Origin of the sequence: Microcoleus sp. A2-C3, from assembly GCF_036706065.1 — a bacterium.
Classification (GTDB): domain Bacteria; phylum Cyanobacteriota; class Cyanobacteriia; order Cyanobacteriales; family Microcoleaceae; genus Microcoleus.
The window spans coordinates 1-19,121 of sequence record NZ_JAUBVX010000012.1 but is presented as its reverse complement, the minus strand read 5'-3'; the positions used below and the strand labels follow the sequence as shown (position 1 = coordinate 19,121).

The following is a 19,121-nucleotide window of genomic DNA, read 5'->3' as shown; positions in this document are numbered from 1 at the left end:
AACCTGCTGTTTATGCTTGCATTCTCAGCCAGCTAAACACTTGTTCGGCGGTGATTTTTAGGGGAATCATTTCGGGCACGGGAACGACATCGCTACCTTCGCAGAATTGCGGTTGTTGATTGGGTAAAAATACTAAAATTGATCGATCGCCTGGATCGACTAGCCATCCCAACTGACAATTATGTTGCAGACAGTGAATAATTTTTTTAGTTACGCGATTTGAGCTTTGTTGTGGCGACAGGATTTCGATCGCCCAATAGGGTGCAATTAGCACATCATCCAACGGTTCGCCGTTCTCATCAAATTGAATCTGTTCCCACAATAGTACCGCAACATCGGGAACAATCGATCGCCCGCCAAACGTACACCGCAACTCAGGAAAAGCATAAGCTATCTTGGGAGTTTCAGTCACACAATTAATTTCGTTGCAGCTTCTTAATTGCAATAGGCTGTGCTTTGTTTTCGGCATAGGTTTTTGGACGATCTCGCCCTCAATGTATTCGCTGGCTGGTTTGGTTTCTGGCAGTTTCAAAAATTCTTCAAGGGTAATGCGCTCAATTGCGATCGTCATAAATAAATTCCTCAATGCTACCGATCTTCATTGTAAGACAAAAAATATTTATCTTGTATAAAAGTGCTGTTGAATCGCCTAATTTTGCAGAACAATCTGCTGTTTAAATTCAAATAAATTAGGACTTTTAGGATCGTAAGTAGCGCGCAACCAATGCACGTTGGGAGAACCAAAAGTTTCAACTCTAGTAAAGTTTTTCAGTCTCGGAAGTTGAGTTTCATCGGTAAAACGGGGTAAAGGTTTATCGATGCGGAAGTAGTGAGTATCGCCGTGCACGAATACGACTTGTCCCGGAAAACTGTGGGTTTCTGTTTCCAGAGTTGTGATAAAATCGTTGTAGCCAGTTATTCTTTTGTCGGTTCGATCGAGTTCAAAGCCCGGATTTGCCTGAGCAACTAACATAATTCCTTTGCTGTTGCTGCGTTTGGCTAAGGTAAAACATTCTTTGATCCAGGCTAAATTAGCTGAATTGCGATCGGCATATTCTTGATCTTGTTCAGGTGTGCGACCAAAATTGTTGTTACTTCCCGGCATATTTATCGCAAAAAATACCATCCCATTATAAGTCCAGCGGACATTTTCACGGTATTTAGCAAACTGTGGGTTTTCGCTTTGACGGGTGAGAGTCAAGGTGCGCTTTCCCAAACTTTGAGTACCTTTGTTGAAGATTTCCCGCAGTTTAGCGAGTCTTTCTATGGGATTATTGTAACTGCTGTTATTTGAACGGTGACAGTCAGTCCATTCGTTATCGCCATAGACGAGAATAAACGGCATTTCAAATTTGTTAAATAACTGCTGGCGACTGACAAAAGTTGCATCATCGCACACACTAGAAGCGTTTTTGATATCGCCGTCGTGGACGACAAATGCTGCGGGCGATCGATTGATTTCTGCAATCAAATTCGGAAATTTTGCTTCTTGTTCTGCACTGTAGGGCAAGTCGCCAATTAAGGCAAATTCAAAAGGTTTATCGCCAGAATTTTGAGCGTAAGTTAAAATACTAAAAGTGGTAATTGAGATAAAAATAAAAAAGGCAATAATTAGATATTTTTTAGTCATTTATTTCGCGAAAACTAATTTAGTTATGATACCATAGATGCCGATAAATCACTATTAAAAATTATGGATTTTCGTCGGTTGCTTTCGGTAATTGCTGTGCTTTCGATCGCAAGCTGCGACATCCAAACGCCAAAACCCAATATACAGCGCGAAAGTCGTAGCTTGCGGGGCGGGATGCCATCGCCCATTGCAGCCACTATACGCGCAAAACCCAAGTCTGAAATCAAAGAAGCACAACTGATTGCTGTGGGCGATATCATGATGCACAGTACGCAAACGCGATCGGGCTACGACGCAAAAAAGCAAACATACAATTTTGACAGTTTCTTCGCACCAGTTAAAAGTATCCTGTCAAAAGGCGATTGGGTAACGGGAAATCTCGAAACACCTTTAGCGGGCGAAGATGCTGGCGGATATACGGGATATCCGCTATTTAACGCACCGGCTCAATTACTGGATGCGGCTAAAAAAGCTGGATTTAATATCTTGACAACTGCCAACAATCATGCTTTGGATCGGGGAGAAACAGGAGTAATTAAGACGATCGCGAATTTGGGTGATCGCAAAATAGCGTCCACAGGGACAGCCAAATCGAAAGCAGCGGGCGATACGACTTTAATCATCACCAAAAACAAGATTTCACTTGCGATGTTAGCCTACAGCTACGGCACTAACGGCATCCCGATACCCAAAGGCAAAGATTACCTGGTTTCGCTAATTGACGAAAAACAGATAGTCAAAGACATCGCCAAAGCCAGAAAAAAAGGAGCAGATATAATTGCAATTTCCCTACATTTTGGCGACGAATATCAGCGACAGCCAAACCCGCAGCAAAAACAATTAGTTGAAAACCTCTTAAAAGCCGGTGCAGACATCATTCTCGGCAGCCATCCCCACGTCGTGCAGCCTTACAAAATCTTTAAATTCCCCGGAAAAAACGGGAAAACAAGAAAAGCCGTAGCAATTTATTCAATGGGAAATTTTATTTCCGGTCAGACTCAAAATTATACAGACTTAGGCGTAATTTTGCAAATCGATATTCGCAAAAAGTTTCCCCAAAAAACTACAGAAATTACCAACATCAAAACCATTCCGACTTGGGTACAGCGCTATACTCAGAACAATAAAACGAACTATCGCGTTTTGCCCTTAGAAACAACTGTCACCCAGAAAAAAGATGCGCTGCTAACAACTTCGCAGTATCCAGTTTTAAAAGCATATTTACAAGAGATGAAAAATCATCTTAATTCTTTGAATAGTCAGAAAAAATCAAAGTAATTTGGCATTTAGAATTGGTGATTGGAATTGAAGGCATAGCCGAGAGATTTATATTCCCAGGCAGTACCCATTGGTAAGGTAATAACTTCAGCTAGGGAAGCATTTTTCAATCAGGAATTATGCTCAGAATTTACTCAAATTTTGGGTAGAAAACTTAGATTTTGGCGATCGAACAATCATGCCGAATTGTCAGCAAATAAATTTACCCAAACTTGGATATCCTTTCCAATAAGTGCGAAATGGACAGCAGAATAGCGCGTCATATCAACTCCGCTAGCATCGGAATTGTACAATCGAACCAACAGTCAATACTCAACTATCATTCAGTTTGTTGACTGACAGTTAACAGTCAACAGTCAACAGTCAACAATAATTCCGGTGCAACCGGAATTTATATCAATTGACCCCCTGGTAAGCTTTAGAAGCAATCATGTATCCAACGGAAGAGGGTGTAGTGGAGTAGAGCGACTTTTCTTTTTGTGATTATATTCTTCCGATACGCCAAGATAATCGGATGATTGATATCTGCCGAATATCTCAGCGAAAACGTTAGGCAATTTTCGGTAAGGAGAAACACCCATATCTTTAAGCATGATGTCAATATATTGTTGAAAGCGAGTGTTAATCGCACAGGATCGCGAAGGTTCAAATTGAATATTTGCGCGTTTCCACTGGCGGATATATTCAATACTTTTTTCCATATTTTCGCTGGAAGGTAAGTCAAGTTCACCACGCAAGTAAGCACACAGCCATTGTGTGGCAATTTCGACTGCTGGCACGTGCATATATCCATGATTGAACCCGGCAAAGGCAATGCCAGGAATCCGAGGATGAAGCAAGTGGCGATATAACTGCACGCCATCGGGTTCGGTTTCCAACATTTTTCGATATTGATCAGGCAAAAATGGAAAAATCGGCGTTTGCGAACCCAAAGATAGAATGACTAAATCGCATGGAATCTCGCAACCATTTTTCAACTTTACTGCTTCTCGCGAAAAACCAGATAATTCTGCACGGTGGGGCGAGATTTTTCCTTCTGCAATAAACGGATAGTAATTTTCAGGCGCAACCGCTGTGGCTGAACGTAAATCAGGCAATAGTTTGTGATCTGGTTGTACAGCTTGGATGCGGCGCTGGGCCTCTTGACCTTTTCCAGAAGCATTTCGCTGAACTTGAAAGCGGAAGATGGATGCAATCAAATCCCAAAAACCTGAAACAATGAAACCAAGGCGATTGTGCAGGAAACGTTCAATGGCGGTTGGATGTGCCCAACTTGTCATCATCACTGTTCCAAAACGGCTGAATAATGCGTGGGTAAAATGTACGCCCAAAATCCATTCTGGCACAAGCCAGCGCGGTGTACGAAATACATGATTTACTTGTGCGCCTTGTTTGGCTGCGAAAGTCGCCATGTCCAAAGCACTTTTTCCGAAGCCAAGGATTACAACTCGTTGATTGTCGAATATATCAAGGGTGTGGACATCCCGTTCAGTGATGATTTTGCCGCCGAAATTTTCTATACCTGGAAATTCAGGTTGATACTTTCCTTCTGTATATTGCCCAACTGAGATAACGACGTATCCAAATAATTCTTCGTGAACGCCATCCTCGTTTTTATATTTTAATAGCCAACCATCTTCTGTTTCTTTGAGTTCGATAACTTCGTGATTTAACCGCACATCAAGATTTAAATGGTTGACCGCTTGCTCCAAATAATTCAGGATTTGTTCTCCGGTGGGATGTAAATCAGGGGTGAATGGCCAGGGAAAATCAGATAAATGATACTGTTCCTTGATATTTTGCAGGTGTACGTTTGGGTATGCAAGTGCCCATACTCCGCCAACCTGTTGGGATTTCTCGAAAACAACTGCTTGGAAACCATTTTTCTTGAGAATATGGGCTGTCGTAATGCCTGATATTCCCGCGCCAATAATGGCAATGGGCATACCGTTTTTGTATTGCATATATTTGAGTCTCCTTATTTGGTATGGGTATTAGAATAATTTTACTGAGGCAGTGACCAGCAACCGGAAAGCCTTGCACTTATAAGAGTTTAAATCGATCGCTATTAAAAAGACAGAAGCGTTGTCACCCCGTCAGATCTGCGACCTTAACCCCAACTGCTGCTAGTAGGCTAGTTGATTAGACACTAAGGGGGAGAGCAATTTTTGCAGTCTGGCTGCTACAACCTCAGTTTCTGGATCGGGTACATTCCGATCGCCAAAAGGATGTAATTAATAACTAATAACTCATAACTGCTCAACTAACCAAGAAATTGCCCCTTCAACATCAGCAACCTGCTCAACATCGGGAATCGGCGGCCGCTGCACCATCACAACCGGAATACCCAGTTCCCTAGCAGCCACAATTTTCGCATAGGTAGCAGCGCCGCCGCTGTTTTTGCTGACAATTGTATCGATGCGATATTCTAACAGCAATTGCCGCTCATCTGCCAAAGAAAAAGGCCCCCTTGCTAATAACAATTTACCGTTAGGAACAGGAGTATTGGGTGCAGGAGGATCGATCGCCCGCATCAAAAACCAAATAGCATCCAAACCCGCAAAGGCAGCCAATTCCTGCCTACCAATCGTCAAAAACACCCGCTGAGACTGCCCTGATAAAGCCGTTGCAGCCTCCGAGTGGTTGGCAACTTCAATCCAGCGATCGCCCTCCACCATCTCCCAACCAGGGCGCACCATCATCAAATGAGGGACATTACACTCAACCGCAGCGATCGCAGCATTGGCAGAAATCTGCGCCGCAAACGGATGAGTCGCATCGATTAATAAGTCGATCGGGCTACAACGCAAAAACTCAGCCAGCCCAGTCGCCCCACCAAACCCCCCAATTCGCACCGTACCCGTTTTTGGGGTCAAAGGCTGTTTAGTGCGTCCTGCTAACGAAGATATCACCTCGATATCAGCGATTTGAGACGCTTTGGCAGCTAGTTCAACAGCATCACCCGTTCCGCCCAAAATTAATAAGCGTTTTTTCATAAAATTACTCCTAAAATATCGAACCAATACCCGGAATTTCGGTTAATAATGTCTTTAAGTAAAGTTTCAACTGCCACCAAAGATGATTCGCTCACTTTTCACATTTTTTACAGTATTAATTGTAACTGGGTTAGTTTGGTTGGGGAATATCGCGCCCGCTACCGCACAAGTACAACCAACAGATCTCGCCGATCCCCAGCAGGAATTAGGAGAACTTGTTCAGAAAGCTTTTGAAGCTACAAATGAAGGCAAATTTCCCGCAGCCGAAACTTTGTGGACTCAAATCGTTGACAAATTTCCCTCACAAGCCGCAGCTTGGAGTAACCGAGGTAATTCTAGAGTTAGCCAAAATAAACTAGAACTAGCAATTGCTGACTACGAAAAGGCGATCGAACTAGCTCCCAATGCCCCCGATCCCTACCTAAATCGCGGCACAGCCTTAGAAGGTTTAGGACGCTGGGAAGAAGCAATCGCCGACTACAATCATGTACTAGAATTAGACCCCAAAGATCCAGCAGCCTACAACAACCGAGGTAACGCCGAAGCAGGTTTAGGTAAATGGGAAATAGCAATTGCCGACTACGGAAAAGCCTTTGAATTAGCTCCAGAATACGCCTTTGCCCGCGCCAACCACGCCCTCGCACTTTATCAAAACGGGCAAACCAAAGAAGCAATTCGCAACATGAAAAATATTGTCCGCAGATATCCCCAATTTGCTGACATGAGAGCAGCCCTCAGTGCCTGTCTTTGGGAGGCAGGACAGCCCGGTGAAGCTGAGAGCAATTGGGTAGCCGCAGTCGGCCTCGATTCCCGCTACAAACACCTCGATTGGGTGGCAAAAACCCGTCGCTGGCCGCCAGTTGTAGTTAGCGCCTTAGACGATTTTTTGAATTTGAAATAATTTCAAAGTGTTAATGGTAAAGTTCGAGAATCCCGATGATTGTACGGCATTTTGCAATCAGGAATTCTCCCCAAAAATGCCAATATTATCCGAAGAAGACGGCGGTTGAAACCGCGTCTACACAAACAAAACCCGCCTGCGCGGGTTGAAGATCGGACGGTTTAAATTATGTTATTTTCTTGAGTCCCTCTGAGCTCGGACATCGTTTGTGTAGACGCGGTTTCAACCGCCGTCTGATCTTCTGATCTTCCGTAGACGCGGTTTCAACCGCCGTCTAATTCTCCAATTCGTGCAGCAGTCAACTCTTCGACATTCCTAAAAACTGCTGCTGCACCAGCATTTTTCAGCGCCGCAGCATAGGCCTCGCAGCGCACAGCATCATCCAAAACGTGAGGTGGCAAAATTCCTATCCCCAGCCAAACCCGATTTGGTTGTACTTCCCGCGCTTTCACAATAGTGTAAATATCGGCAACTGTATCTCCGGCGTAAATCACGGGCAAATTTTTGTCTAAATCGTGCAGGTTTTCCAACTGTTCAATTGCGGCGAAAAGTCCAGTCGGATCTGGTTTTCCCGGTGCATCTTCCATCGCCACTAACACGGGAGAATTTAAGCCGAGTTTCCCTTTCAAAACATAAGCTGCTTCATCTCGCATCGCCCCGCTGAAAAAGCCCCAAATAATCCCTCCAACTGTTAAATTTTCCAGGTAAGCTGGACTTAATAGTAGCGGTTCGTCACAAATGTAACCAGTCCAATTTTGATCGTCATCTCCGCGATACCGACTTTGGAAAAAAGCGACTAATTCGTCATAGTTGAAAGCAAGTTGATTTCGCGATCGCCCAATCCGCTCAAAATAACGGCAAACTAACTCGAAAGACGCTTGCCAGTCATTATTCCACACTCCCTCCGACTTCAGAGAGTCGATATCCAGAGAATTCGGGCGAAAAGCACCCGCCGTGAAATGTTCTACCGCATCGGCGATCGCCCGCCGATAGGAACCGGACACATCCCGCACCACACCGTCAATGTCAAAAACTAAAATAACTCTGTTCACAACTTAATTATCCCTGTAGCTGGGGCGGGTTTTGCACAAATTTTATCGGTTTCCAGCCCATAAGCAGCGGGAAACCCAGCCGCGCGACAAAACTTTTAATCGTCGATGACTCATTATTGAACAGAATGTGCTACACTTAGCGATTGTAGAAATTTTTAATAAGTTCGATCGGAACCCCGGAGGTTTGCTTGTCCAAGTTCATCTTAAAAGTTCTCTGGCTAGAAGAGAATGTTGCCCTCGCCGTTGACCAAGTGGTCGGTAAAGGAACTAGCCCGCTGACTGCTTACTTTTTCTGGCCCCGCAAGGATGCGTGGGAAGAACTCAAAAACGAACTCGAAGCCAAACACTGGATTGCTGACAACGATCGCGTCGAAGTCCTTAACCAAGCCACAGAAGTGATCAACTACTGGCAAGAGGAAGGCAGACGGCGCCCGATGACTGAGGCTCAGTCAAAGTTCCCCGAAGTGACTTTTACCGGCAGCAACTAAGCCCTGCTTTAAGTTGCTACCCAGATAAATTGCCTGTGATGGCTGACGGGGGGAGAAGGCGGGAAGATTTGACGCTTTTTCCACCTCGCCGTAAAAGATCCAATTTAAATGCGCTACAGTCGATCGAGATATTAACTCGAATTTTCAGACTTAATCGGATTTTGGGCTTGGTAGATTTGAGATTATAAATTTAAGATTTATCCAAAACAAAGCTCTAAGTAGATCAGGGCAAAAACATCGTATCTACAAGATACTATTTTTTTTAACTAACAACTGACAACTAACAACTGACAACTGACAACTGTCAACCGTCAACCGTCAACTGTCAACTGTCAACTGTCAACTGTCAACTGAACTTATGGGCGCCGAAAGCACGATCGACCAAACCGAACAGCTACCGCTGGTAGTAAATCCCGACATTCTCCAGCAAGCCATCCTCTACAAAATCAATACTCGTGTCACCGCACGCGGAGAATTAGCTTTCCCCTGCGTACCGGGAATGGTAAACCACTATCTCAAGTCAATCGAAAAGCTATTTAGCACCCTTGACAGACCCCTCCCAGAAGACCGTAAAGAGGAACTCAGAAAGCTTTTAGTTACTAAGTTAGAACAGGGCTATCGCACCTCAACAGCATCAATGATGATCCTGCAATACGAATCTGTAGAGCCGCCACAAACCGGTTTAGCTTGCAAAGTAATTGTCACTACTTCAACAGTTGGAGAACAATATAAAAGCTGGGTTGACACTAGAGAACCGCCTCTATTTGGCTCCCATCCCGATGCAAAATTGATGGCAACGGCTGCTAAATTGGGAAATCCCGATCGCATCCGCATCTTAGACGTGGGCGCTGGTACTGGCCGCAATACCTTGCCGCTGGCGAGATTAGGCTATTCTGTAGATGCGATCGAGCTCACCCCAGCTTTTGCCGAACAATTGCAAACAGCCGCAACCGCCGAAAACCTTCCCGTCACAGTAACAGAAGGCGATGTACTCGACCCGTTAATGCGGATGAAACCAGCCCGCTACCAGTTAGCAGTTGCCGCCGAAGTCATCTCACATTTTCGAGACATCGATCAAGTACGGCTTTTCCTCGCTAAAATGTGCGATTTCCTCTGTCCCGGAGGCGTGTTGTTGTTCAGCACATTCTTAACTGTCGGCGACTACCAGCCTGATCCCCTCGTGCGACAAGTTGCCCAACTCTCCTGGTCTACTTTATTTACGCCCCAAGAGCTCGCCACCGCAATGGAAGGCTTACCCTTAGTCCAAATCTCCGACGAATTGGTGTGGGAGTACGAACGCCACCACCTGCCAAAAGAAGCCTGGCCTCCGACGCCCTGGTTTCCCAGTTGGGCCACGGGTAGAGATGTTTTTCCGATGGCAAATGGACGCCCGCCGATGGAATTGCGTTGGATTTTGTGTCGCCGCAGTTAAGTAACAGTTGACAGTTGACAGTTGACAGTTGACAGTTGATAGTTGATAGTTGGCTGTTGACAGAAGGAAGAAGGGAATAGTATACATAAAGCCGTGGGTGGGTCCCTGTCGAGAAGCTCTCAATTCGATAGAGAGTTTCACAGCGACGCACCCGACAAACAGATTCAGCAAACAAACCCAACACTTCTTTTGCAGTAATTTTTTTTGATAAATGGTATTATTTCTAGACGAACACAGCAATCATAACCCTTGATAGACGGTAATAGTTGCATCAGCTTTTGTTCTTTCCAAAGCATTAAGCCGGCTCGCTGTCAAATATTGCGCTCCGATACACAAAAGTTTACAAAAATATATATTAAGATATAAACATAGCGAAGTTCGATCGCCCCGTCCGCGAGAAACTGGGTTCCCTAGCAGATCCTATATTAGCCAATCTGTTATTTCTTGCCAAAAATTCGATCGCCATCTCGAATCGGTGCAACTATAGTTAAGATGAATCAGACAAACCTATTCCTCCAGATAGATGACACTTTAGGGGAATAGAATTATCCAATAGATTAGCTCGCTAGACAGCGACACTCCTGAGACACAAATATGCTTTTAACACGTCCACTACAAGCGTTTGGAGCAATCTTCGGGCACAAACCTTCAACAAAAAGATCGATCGAGCAAAAAAGCAGTAAAAATTATTTAGGGTGGAATATTGATCCCGCTCCAAACCAACAAATCGACTGGTATATCGAACTGGAAATGCTGATGAGTAACGCGAAATGCAACTGCACGGATCAAGAGATTGCCGCTTGGCTGCGGGGATTGCTGACAATTGCTTGGGCTGACGGCAACTTTGACGAAAACGAGCAAAAAATGATTGCGAATCTAACTCAGGATCAATTACATCCAGTATCTTTCGATGCCGGTTTTGAACCGATTGCCCCAGAGGAACTAGCTGCTGTGTTAGGGAAAGGAACCGCCAACGGCGAGAATTTTTTGAGAACAGCAGTCATGGTAGCCTTAGCAGACGGTACGTACTCGCTCAGCGAAGACGAGGTACTTTACAATTTTTGCATAGCTTTGGGTCATAACGTCGAGGCGATCGAATCTCTGCGACACACCATCGAAGACAGCAACTGTCAGCCGCAGGGCCCAAGCAGCCAAGCAGTCGTTGATTATGCAGCAACACCGCTTTCGGCGCGGCCACCTCAACCTCACCACAAAAATGTCCTGCAACCTGTCAAAGACTGGCTTGACGCCTGGGAAGTTCACGATCCCAGAGTGGCACATTTCGTCTGCAAAATGATTCCGTCTCAGTGTCCGTTTGAGCGAGATGTCGTACTATTTGGTCGCAAAATCGTCCACATTCCGGCGATGTGCCAGATTAACCCACTTTACGAACAGTTGGTGGGGATGCGCTTTCGAGCTCTCTGCTATTTGGCAGATGATTGTAAGGAAGATGTATCGACATATTGTTAGTAGTCAGTTGTCAGTTGTCATTGGTCAGTTGTTAGTTGCTAGTTGTCAGTTGTCAGGTTGTCAGTTGCTAGTTGTTAGTTGTCATTCTTTTGAAATGTTCGATTAATGAGTGTCAGCTATTAACCAATGACTACTAATTAGTTGATTAGGATGGTACACAGCGCACCAAAAGATAAACATTGTACTTGGATCTGGTATCATAACTAATGACAACTGACAACTGACAACTGACAACTGACAACTGACTAAATTATGCAATTTATCGATCGAGCGGATGTTCAAGTCGCAGCCGGCAAAGGCGGCGACGGTATGGTAGCTTTTCGCAGAGAAAAGTATATACCAGCGGGTGGGCCAAGCGGTGGCACCGGCGGGCGGGGCGGTTCTGTGTTTATGGTGGCGGTGGAAAGCCTGCAAACGCTGCTAGATTTCCAGTACAACCGGATTTTTAAGGGCGAAAACGGGAAGAAGGGCGCGCCGAAGAATATGACTGGGGCTTCTGGGGACGATCGCACAATTGAAGTTCCCTGCGGTACAGTAGTTTACGACGCGGAAACTCAGGCAGTTTTAGCAGATTTAGTCACGCCGGGACAGACTTTTTGTGTGGCCAAAGGTGGCAAAGGCGGTTTAGGAAATAAGTGTTTTCTGACAAATTCTAACCGGGCTCCAGATTATGCGATGCCGGGAAAAGAAGGGGAACATAAGTTTTTGCGTTTGGAATTGAAGCTATTAGCTGAAGTGGGAATTATTGGTTTGCCGAATGCGGGCAAATCGACGCTAATTTCTGCTTTGTCGGCGGCGCGTCCGAAGATTGCAGATTATCCGTTTACAACTTTAATTCCGAATTTGGGCGTAGTCAGGAAACCGAGCGGCGACGGTACTGTTTTTGCTGATATTCCGGGATTAATTGCCGGGGCTCACGAGGGCGCGGGCTTGGGTTATGAGTTTTTGCGGCATATTGAACGGACTCGGTTGTTGCTGCATTTGGTGGATATTACTGATGAAGATCCGATCGCCGATTACATCACAATTCAAGAAGAATTGAAAGCTTATGGGCGAGGTTTGGGCGATAGACCGCAGATTTTGGCTTTTAATAAGGTAGATGCGATCGATCTTGAGGATGAGGAAATTGGAAATGCGATCGCGCGATTGCAGGAAATCAGCGGTGCTCCGGTGTTGATGATTTCGGCGGTGAGTCGAGTTGGGTTGGATGAGTTGATGCACCAAGTTTGGCAGAAACTCGATGAGATGAACGAGGTTGAAGCGGAGGCGCTGTCAGCAGTCGGAGTTTTGTAGCCCGGTTCTGATTTATGAGAATTTGCGGGAACCGGTAGGTGTTTTTTTTGAGGGGTCAAGTTTTTCGGCTGTATTGCTTGCAGAGCATGGGTTTGAGGTACTTAGCCGAAAAAAACGATTCCCGCAAACCCTGTAATGGTTGCTGTGAGTGCTTTTGAGGGCTGTTGAAAATTTTGCCTCTTGACAAGCCGGTGGCTGAAATGGTATTTTTGCTAATACAGACGCAAATGAACGTTGAAAACCAAATACAGCAAGCCTTCTGGAACGGGCGGCCGGAAAATACCTAAAACCCTATTAGGGATTGAAACACGGTAACATGGCCCGGCATCCACACTGAGATAGAGCCGGAAAATACCTAAAACCCTATTAGGGATTGAAACAATACAAATCCTTGGAATGAAAGGCAGCTTGCTGGGCCGGAAAATACCTAAAACCCTATTAGGGATTGAAACCAGCAGCATCTTGTATCCACTTATCAGGGATTAGCCGGAAAATACCTAAAACCCTATTAGGGATTGAAACCATCAAATTGGGGATGGTTTGCTACTCCCACAAGCCGGAAAATACCTAAAACCCTATTAGGGATTGAAACCGATAATTCTCAACTTTGTTGTCACTTTTTTTCTGCGCCGGAAAATACCTAAAACCCTATTAGGGATTGAAACGAACTGCATTCAATCATTGATTCGCAATATTTGGCCGGAAAATACCTAAAACCCTATTAGGGATTGAAACCGGCGTAGCTCCTAGCTGTATGCAGGGTAGTTCGTGCCGGAAAATACCTAAAACCCTATTAGGGATTGAAACTCGCGATGGGTCGCCGGGGGATTTAGAGGGTAAGGCCGGAAAATACCTAAAACCCTATTAGGGATTGAAACGAAATAGCTCAGCAAAAAGGAAAGATTCGTCAAGCCGGAAAATACCTAAAACCCTATTAGGGATTGAAACTTTTCGGAGTTGGTTCGGGCTGAGGTATCGGGAAGCCGGAAAATACCTAAAACCCTATTAGGGATTGAAACGAACGCTCAAGTCTTCATGGGAAGTGATAGTCAGGCCGGAAAATACCTAAAACCCTATTAGGGATTGAAACGAGTTGGCGATTGATTGCGCTATTAAGAATTTCGGGCCGGAAAATACCTAAAACCCTATTAGGGATTGAAACCATCGGGGGGAATGCTTGGGAGTGACATAGGAAGCCGGAAAATACCTAAAACCCTATTAGGGATTGAAACACGAGCTACCCTGTATACAACTAGGGGCTACGCGCCGGAAAATACCTAAAACCCTATTAGGGATTGAAACAAACTCTTCTAGACTTTGAATTGATTTTTTACTCAAGCCGGAAAATACCTAAAACCCTATTAGGGATTGAAACGAGCGCTATGAAGCGATTAGCTAAGAAAAATGACGCCGGAAAATACCTAAAACCCTATTAGGGATTGAAACTTGGGAGGCAGAATAATCGGGAACCCTCGGATTATATTGGCCGGAAAATACCTAAAACCCTATTAGGGATTGAAACATTTTGAACGACCAGTGGAACTTACGCTTTCCCGCATAGCCGGAAAATACCTAAAACCCTATTAGGGATTGAAACTGCTATGAAGTGATGCACTACTTTCTAGCTGCACGGGCCGGAAAATACCTAAAACCCTATTAGGGATTGAAACGGTCTATTCTGAGCTTTTTCGGATGGAAGTCTCTGCCGGAAAATACCTAAAACCCTATTAGGGATTGAAACCCGAACTGCCACTTTTTACTGACTCACTGACTCACAAGCCGGAAAATACCTAAAACCCTATTAGGGATTGAAACTGCCCATCTGCAACCGACCTGCTAGCACTAATGGAGGCCGGAAAATACCTAAAACCCTATTAGGGATTGAAACTGATAATTCTTTCGGGTATGAGAAGGGGAGTTTGCAATACCTGCCGGAAAATACCTAAAACCCTATTAGGGATTGAAACGAGAGAATTTTGGCCGCTTGCCAGATTAAAGAGTCGGCGGCCGGAAAATACCTAAAACCCTATTAGGGATTGAAACCAGGGTAGCGGGGGCAGCTCGGTAGGCCGGCGCGCCGGAAAATACCTAAAACCCTATTAAGGATTGAAACAAAATACCTAGCCCAGCAGCTTCGGCGCTAATACGGCCGGAAAATACCTAAAACCCTATTAGGGATTGAAACCTCAATTTAAGGTACACCATTGGACTGAATTGAAAAGCCGGAAAATACCTAAAACCCTATTAGGGATTGAAACTGTAAGGAGCAACCATGAAATCTAATGCTACAAAATGCCGGAAAATACCTAAAACCCTATTAGGGATTGAAACGGGTCGTAATAGTCGAAGCTTCCGAGTATTGTTGGCCGGAAAATACCTAAAACCCTATTAGGGATTGAAACAAAACAGGAAGCAGCTTGGGCTTGACCCCATCTTGCCGGAAAATACCTAAAACCCTATTAGGGATTGAAACGTGCAATGTTACTTCGATCGCGACGTGCCTAGACGCCGGAAAATACCTAAAACCCTATTAGGGATTGAAACGTATAAATAAAATCAACTATTTTGAAAGCTAATCAAGCCGGAAAATACCTAAAACCCTATTAGGGATTGAAACTTGCCGCTGCAATTTCATTAGGTAGCAGGGAAAGCCGGAAAATACCTAAAACCCTATTAGGGATTGAAACACTTCTTATAATGAACAAGTCCGCTACATCGTCAGTGGCCAGAGCCGGAAAATACCTAAAACCCTATTAGGGATTGAAACGTCGTCAATCACGAAATTGCGATCGGCTAGCATTTCGCCGGAAAATACCTAAAACCCTATTAGGGATTGAAACATCTGCATGGTATGTCGGCGGTAACAGCACAATAGCCGGAAAATACCTAAAACCCTATTAGGGATTGAAACTTAGGACTCATTGGAGCCGGGAGGAATCGCTAGAGCCGGAAAATACCTAAAACCCTATTAGGGATTGAAACGTCACCAATTGGCAAGTTGCAGTTGAAAAAGTCACGCCGGAAAATACCTAAAACCCTATTAGGGATTGAAACGGAGCAGAAGTAGAATTCGAGGCTGCTCCTGGCGCCGGAAAATACCTAAAACCCTATTAGGGATTGAAACAAAAAAACAAGTCAATATCGGGAATGGGATCTGGGCCGGAAAATACCTATTTTCCGGTCTAGGGCTTGAAACCGTTATACCTGTGCAGATTGGCACAATCAAAAACAGCAAGAAAAACCCTAAATTCGTATCGGGGATTTAGCATTATTTTTGGCAATTGATATCAAAAACCAGTTGTATTAATCTTTGCGTAATTCCCAGAAACCGGGTTTCTTCCCAGATACTCTCGCCACCAACCTAGATTTTCTGAGAAACCCGGTTTCTTAATCTTTGCGTAATTCCCAGAAACCGGGTTTCTTCCCAGATACTCTCGCCAGCAAACCTAAATTTTCTCAGAACACATCAATATTATCCACATTACAACTGTATTAACCGATCGCACATCCCACTCAAACTCAACAATACAAACAACCGTAGCCACCATAATATCGGATAATTGGGAAGCAATTAACCAGGCCACCAGCATGAGTATTGACCAACTAAACACAGACTACAGCATCGCCGGCCACCTCACCTTCGCCACCGGAAACGGCGGTTTCCCGATGATTCACATCGACAACGGCCAAGCCAAAGCCTTAATTTCTGTGTATTCCGGCCAAGTGCTCTCCTTCCAACCAGCCACCGAAACCGCAGATTTGATGTTCCTCAGCGACAAAGCCTACTACGCCGAAGGAAAAGCCATCAAAGGCGGTGTACCCATCTGTTGGCCATGGTTTGGTCCAGATCCCGAAGGCTTGGGCCGCCCAGTCCACGGATTTGTCCGCAATCGCCTCTGGAATGTCGTCAACACCTCCACCACACCAGACGGCGCAACCCAAGTCACTTTAGGCCTCAAGGATACCGAGGAAACTAGAGCAATTTGGCCCCAAGCTTTTGAACTGGCGATCGTAATTACCGTCGGCACCACTCTCACAGTAGAATTAATCACCCGGAATCTCGGCGACAAAGCATTTCCCCTCACCCAAGCCTTCCACACCTACTTCCTAGTCGGCGACATCAACCGCGTACAGGTTTTGGGTTTAGAAAACAGCCAATATCTTGATAAAGTTGACGGTGGAGTCGAAAAAACTCAAGTAGGTGCAGTCGTAGCTGTCGGTGAGGTCGATCGAATTTATCTCGATGTCACCAACGAATTCGTCATAGACGATAGCGCCCTCAATCGTCGGATTCGGATTAAATCATCTGGCAGTAAATCCGCCGTTGTGTGGAATCCCTGGGTGACAATATCTAAAAACATGGCCGACCTTGATGATGCAGATTATCAGCGCTTAATCTGCGTAGAAACGACCAATGCCGCGACGGATATTGTGGAAGTTCCCGCGCATGGCGAGTTCAGTTTGCAAGCAATTTATAGCGTTGAACGGGACTAAGTAATTAGAGTTTAATGTCATCAATTAAGCCCGATCCCCCCTAGCCCCCCTTAAGAAGGGGGGGACAATAGAAGATCATTCTCAAAGTCCCCCTTTTTAAGGGGAATTTAGGGGGATATCCACATAATAAGGGCGGAGAAAAGCATTCTCAAAGTCCCCCTTCTTAAGGGGAATTTAGGGGGATATCCACATAATAAGGGCGGAGAAAAGCATTCTCAAAGTCCCCCTTCTTAAGGGGGATTTAGGGGGATCTGGCCTCGGCGATAAACGAAAAATACAAACATTTTCTGGTTCAACTTGACACTAACGAGTCGCGGTTGAAACCGCCGTCTGATCTGTTCATGTCTTCTTCCTGAAATCCCTGAAATCCCTCAAATCCCTGAAATCCGTTACATCCGTTACAAAATCCGCTGCCGAACCTTCTTACCATCATTGATTATGCAAAATTATAACTGGACAAAACTGCAAAACGGCTCAGATATTCGTGGTATCGCCCTCGAAGGGGTTCCCGGTGAAACAGTCAACCTCACGCCGGAAATTGCCACAATCTTAGGTAAATCCTTTGTCAGTTGGCTGGTGCAAAAAGTCCACAAACCTGCTGAAAAGTTAATAATTGCGATCGGGCGTGACAGCCGCCTCTCCGGGCCAACATTAATGCAAGCAGTTATGGACGGAATCGCCTCACTTGGTGCCACAGTTTACGACTTTGAAATGGCCTCAACTCCCGCCATGTTTATGAGTACAATTACCCCAGGTTTTGAGTGCGACGGCGCGATTATGCTGACTGCTAGCCATTTACCTTTTAATCGCAATGGCTTAAAGTTTTTTACTGCCAATGGTGGATTACAAAAAAAAGATATTACCGATATCTTAACACTAGCTGCGACTAATGAATTTGACCTAGTAGCATTACCAGGTAAGATTACCAAGCATGATTTTATCTCAGTTTATGGCAACCAATTTGTCGAAAAAATTAGGGAATCAGTCAATCATCCCGATAATTTTGAGCAGCCGCTAACTGGATTGAAAATTGTTGTGGATGCGGGTAATGGTGCGGGCGGATTTTATGTCGATAAAGTCTTAAAACCTTTGGGTGCAGACACCACCGGCAGCCAATTTTTAGAACCCGATGGTACTTTCCCCAATCACGTGCCGAATCCCGAAGATAAACAGGCAATGCAGTCAATTTGTCAAGCGGTTATTGCCAATCAAGCTGATTTTGGGATTATTTTTGATACGGATGTCGATCGCAGTGCGGCTGTGGATCAATTTGGCAAGGAACTGAATCGCAATCGGTTAATCGCGTTGATTTCGGCGATCGTCCTCCAAGAGCACCCAGCATCAACCATCGTCACCGATTCTATCACATCCGATGGTTTAACGCAATTCATCGAACAGGATTTGCAAGGAATTCACCATCGGTTTAAACGCGGCTATAAAAATGTGATTGACGAGTCGATTCGCCTCAATCAAGCCGGACAGGAATCATGGTTAGCCATTGAAACTTCTGGACATGGCGCTTTGAAGGAAAATTACTTTCTGGATGATGGCGCTTATTTGGTCAGCAAATTGTTGATTGAGTTGGCTAAATCTAAGCTGGCCAATCAATCTTTGCCGGATTTGATTGCAAATTTACAAGAACCTGAAGAAAGTGCAGAGTTTCGGATTAAAATTGGTGTGGATGATTTCAAAGCGCACGGAAATCAGGTAATTGAGCAACTGCAAGAATTTGCAGCAAAGCAAGCCGACTGGGAAATTGTGCCCAATAACTACGAAGGTTTGCGAATTTCCTGCACGTCAGCTAGCGAATCGGGCTGGTTTCTGCTACGCTTGTCACTGCACGATCCGGTGATGCCTTTGAATGTTGAGTCTAATGTTAAGGGTGGTGTTGCTCAAATAGTCGATCGGCTTTTAGCTTTTTTCCACACAACAGAATCCCTTGATTTGTCGGCACTATCGAGATAATACCCACCCCTAACCCCTCCCAGGAGGGGGACCGGATCTAGCTCCCCTCTAGAGAGGGGCTGGGGGTGTGTCCTCTAGAGAGGGGCTGGGGGTGTGTCCTCTAGAGAGGGGCTGGGGGTGTG

The 19,121-nt window shown here is 45.1% G+C and carries 13 protein-coding genes and 1 CRISPR repeat array; of the genes, 8 read left to right on the top strand and 5 right to left on the bottom strand.

Annotation, left to right across the window (positions count from 1 at the left end):
• Positions 1–10: 10 nt before the first annotated feature.
• Positions 11–571 (bottom strand): Uma2 family endonuclease, encoded by a 561-nt coding sequence (locus QUB66_RS09080; protein ID WP_332966881.1) that lies wholly within the window; start codon positions 569–571, stop codon positions 11–13.
• Between the two features lie 78 nt (positions 572–649).
• Entirely contained in the window at positions 650–1,630 is a 981-nt protein-coding gene (locus tag QUB66_RS09075; protein WP_332966880.1) for a hypothetical protein, read from the bottom strand.
• Between the two features lie 63 nt (positions 1,631–1,693).
• Between QUB66_RS09075 and QUB66_RS09070 the strand changes: the two genes are divergently transcribed.
• Positions 1,694–2,908, top strand: a complete 1,215-nt coding sequence (locus QUB66_RS09070; RefSeq protein WP_332966879.1) for a CapA family protein — start codon at positions 1,694–1,696, stop codon at positions 2,906–2,908.
• A 428-nt stretch (positions 2,909–3,336) separates the two neighbouring features.
• Here the strand turns inward: QUB66_RS09070 and QUB66_RS09065 are convergent, their stop codons facing one another.
• Together QUB66_RS09065 and QUB66_RS09060 are read right to left on the bottom strand one after the other, a co-directional pair.
• The gene (locus QUB66_RS09065; protein ID WP_332966878.1) at positions 3,337–4,872 is read right to left on the bottom strand and encodes a flavin-containing monooxygenase; all 1,536 of its coding nucleotides are present in this window, start codon (positions 4,870–4,872) and stop codon (positions 3,337–3,339) included.
• A 285-nt stretch (positions 4,873–5,157) separates the two neighbouring features.
• Positions 5,158–5,904, bottom strand: a complete 747-nt coding sequence (locus QUB66_RS09060) for a cobalt-precorrin-6A reductase (RefSeq protein ID WP_265236259.1) — start codon at positions 5,902–5,904, stop codon at positions 5,158–5,160.
• An 82-nt stretch (positions 5,905–5,986) separates the two neighbouring features.
• On the opposite strand from QUB66_RS09060, the gene QUB66_RS09055 reads away from it, so the two are divergent.
• A complete protein-coding gene (locus tag QUB66_RS09055; protein WP_265236261.1) occupies positions 5,987–6,805 on the top strand; it encodes a tetratricopeptide repeat protein in 819 nt (272 codons plus the stop codon).
• Between the two features lie 263 nt (positions 6,806–7,068).
• Here the strand turns inward: QUB66_RS09055 and QUB66_RS09050 are convergent, their stop codons facing one another.
• Complete coding sequence (locus tag QUB66_RS09050; RefSeq protein WP_265236263.1) at positions 7,069–7,857, bottom strand: TIGR01548 family HAD-type hydrolase; 789 nt, start codon at positions 7,855–7,857, stop codon at positions 7,069–7,071.
• Positions 7,858–8,024: 167 nt separating this feature from the next.
• On the opposite strand from QUB66_RS09050, the gene QUB66_RS09045 reads away from it, so the two are divergent.
• The 6 genes from QUB66_RS09045 to QUB66_RS09020 all read left to right on the top strand — a co-directional run bounded on the left by QUB66_RS09045 (position 8,025) and on the right by QUB66_RS09020 (position 18,999).
• Entirely contained in the window at positions 8,025–8,345 is a 321-nt protein-coding gene (locus tag QUB66_RS09045) for a 30S ribosomal protein PSRP-3 (RefSeq protein ID WP_265236287.1), read from the top strand.
• Positions 8,346–8,703: 358 nt separating this feature from the next.
• Positions 8,704–9,777, top strand: coding sequence for a class I SAM-dependent methyltransferase (locus QUB66_RS09040; protein ID WP_332966877.1), 1,074 nt, complete (start codon positions 8,704–8,706; stop codon positions 9,775–9,777).
• 594 nt (positions 9,778–10,371) lie between these two features.
• A complete protein-coding gene (locus QUB66_RS09035; protein WP_265236267.1) occupies positions 10,372–11,247 on the top strand; it encodes a Mo-dependent nitrogenase C-terminal domain-containing protein in 876 nt (291 codons plus the stop codon).
• A 252-nt stretch (positions 11,248–11,499) separates the two neighbouring features.
• Positions 11,500–12,540, top strand: coding sequence for a GTPase ObgE (gene obgE / locus QUB66_RS09030; RefSeq protein WP_265236269.1), 1,041 nt, complete (start codon positions 11,500–11,502; stop codon positions 12,538–12,540).
• Between the two features lie 271 nt (positions 12,541–12,811).
• A CRISPR array of direct repeats spans positions 12,812–15,664; the repeat unit is 37 nt; unit sequence GCCGGAAAATACCTAAAACCCTATTAGGGATTGAAAC.
• Positions 15,665–16,128: 464 nt separating this feature from the next.
• A complete protein-coding gene (locus tag QUB66_RS09025) occupies positions 16,129–17,034 on the top strand; it encodes a D-hexose-6-phosphate mutarotase (protein ID WP_332966876.1) in 906 nt (301 codons plus the stop codon).
• 438 nt (positions 17,035–17,472) lie between these two features.
• Positions 17,473–18,999 (top strand): phosphomannomutase/phosphoglucomutase, encoded by a 1,527-nt coding sequence (locus QUB66_RS09020; RefSeq protein WP_332966875.1) that lies wholly within the window; start codon positions 17,473–17,475, stop codon positions 18,997–18,999.
• The last annotated feature ends 122 nt before the right edge of the window (positions 19,000–19,121 follow it).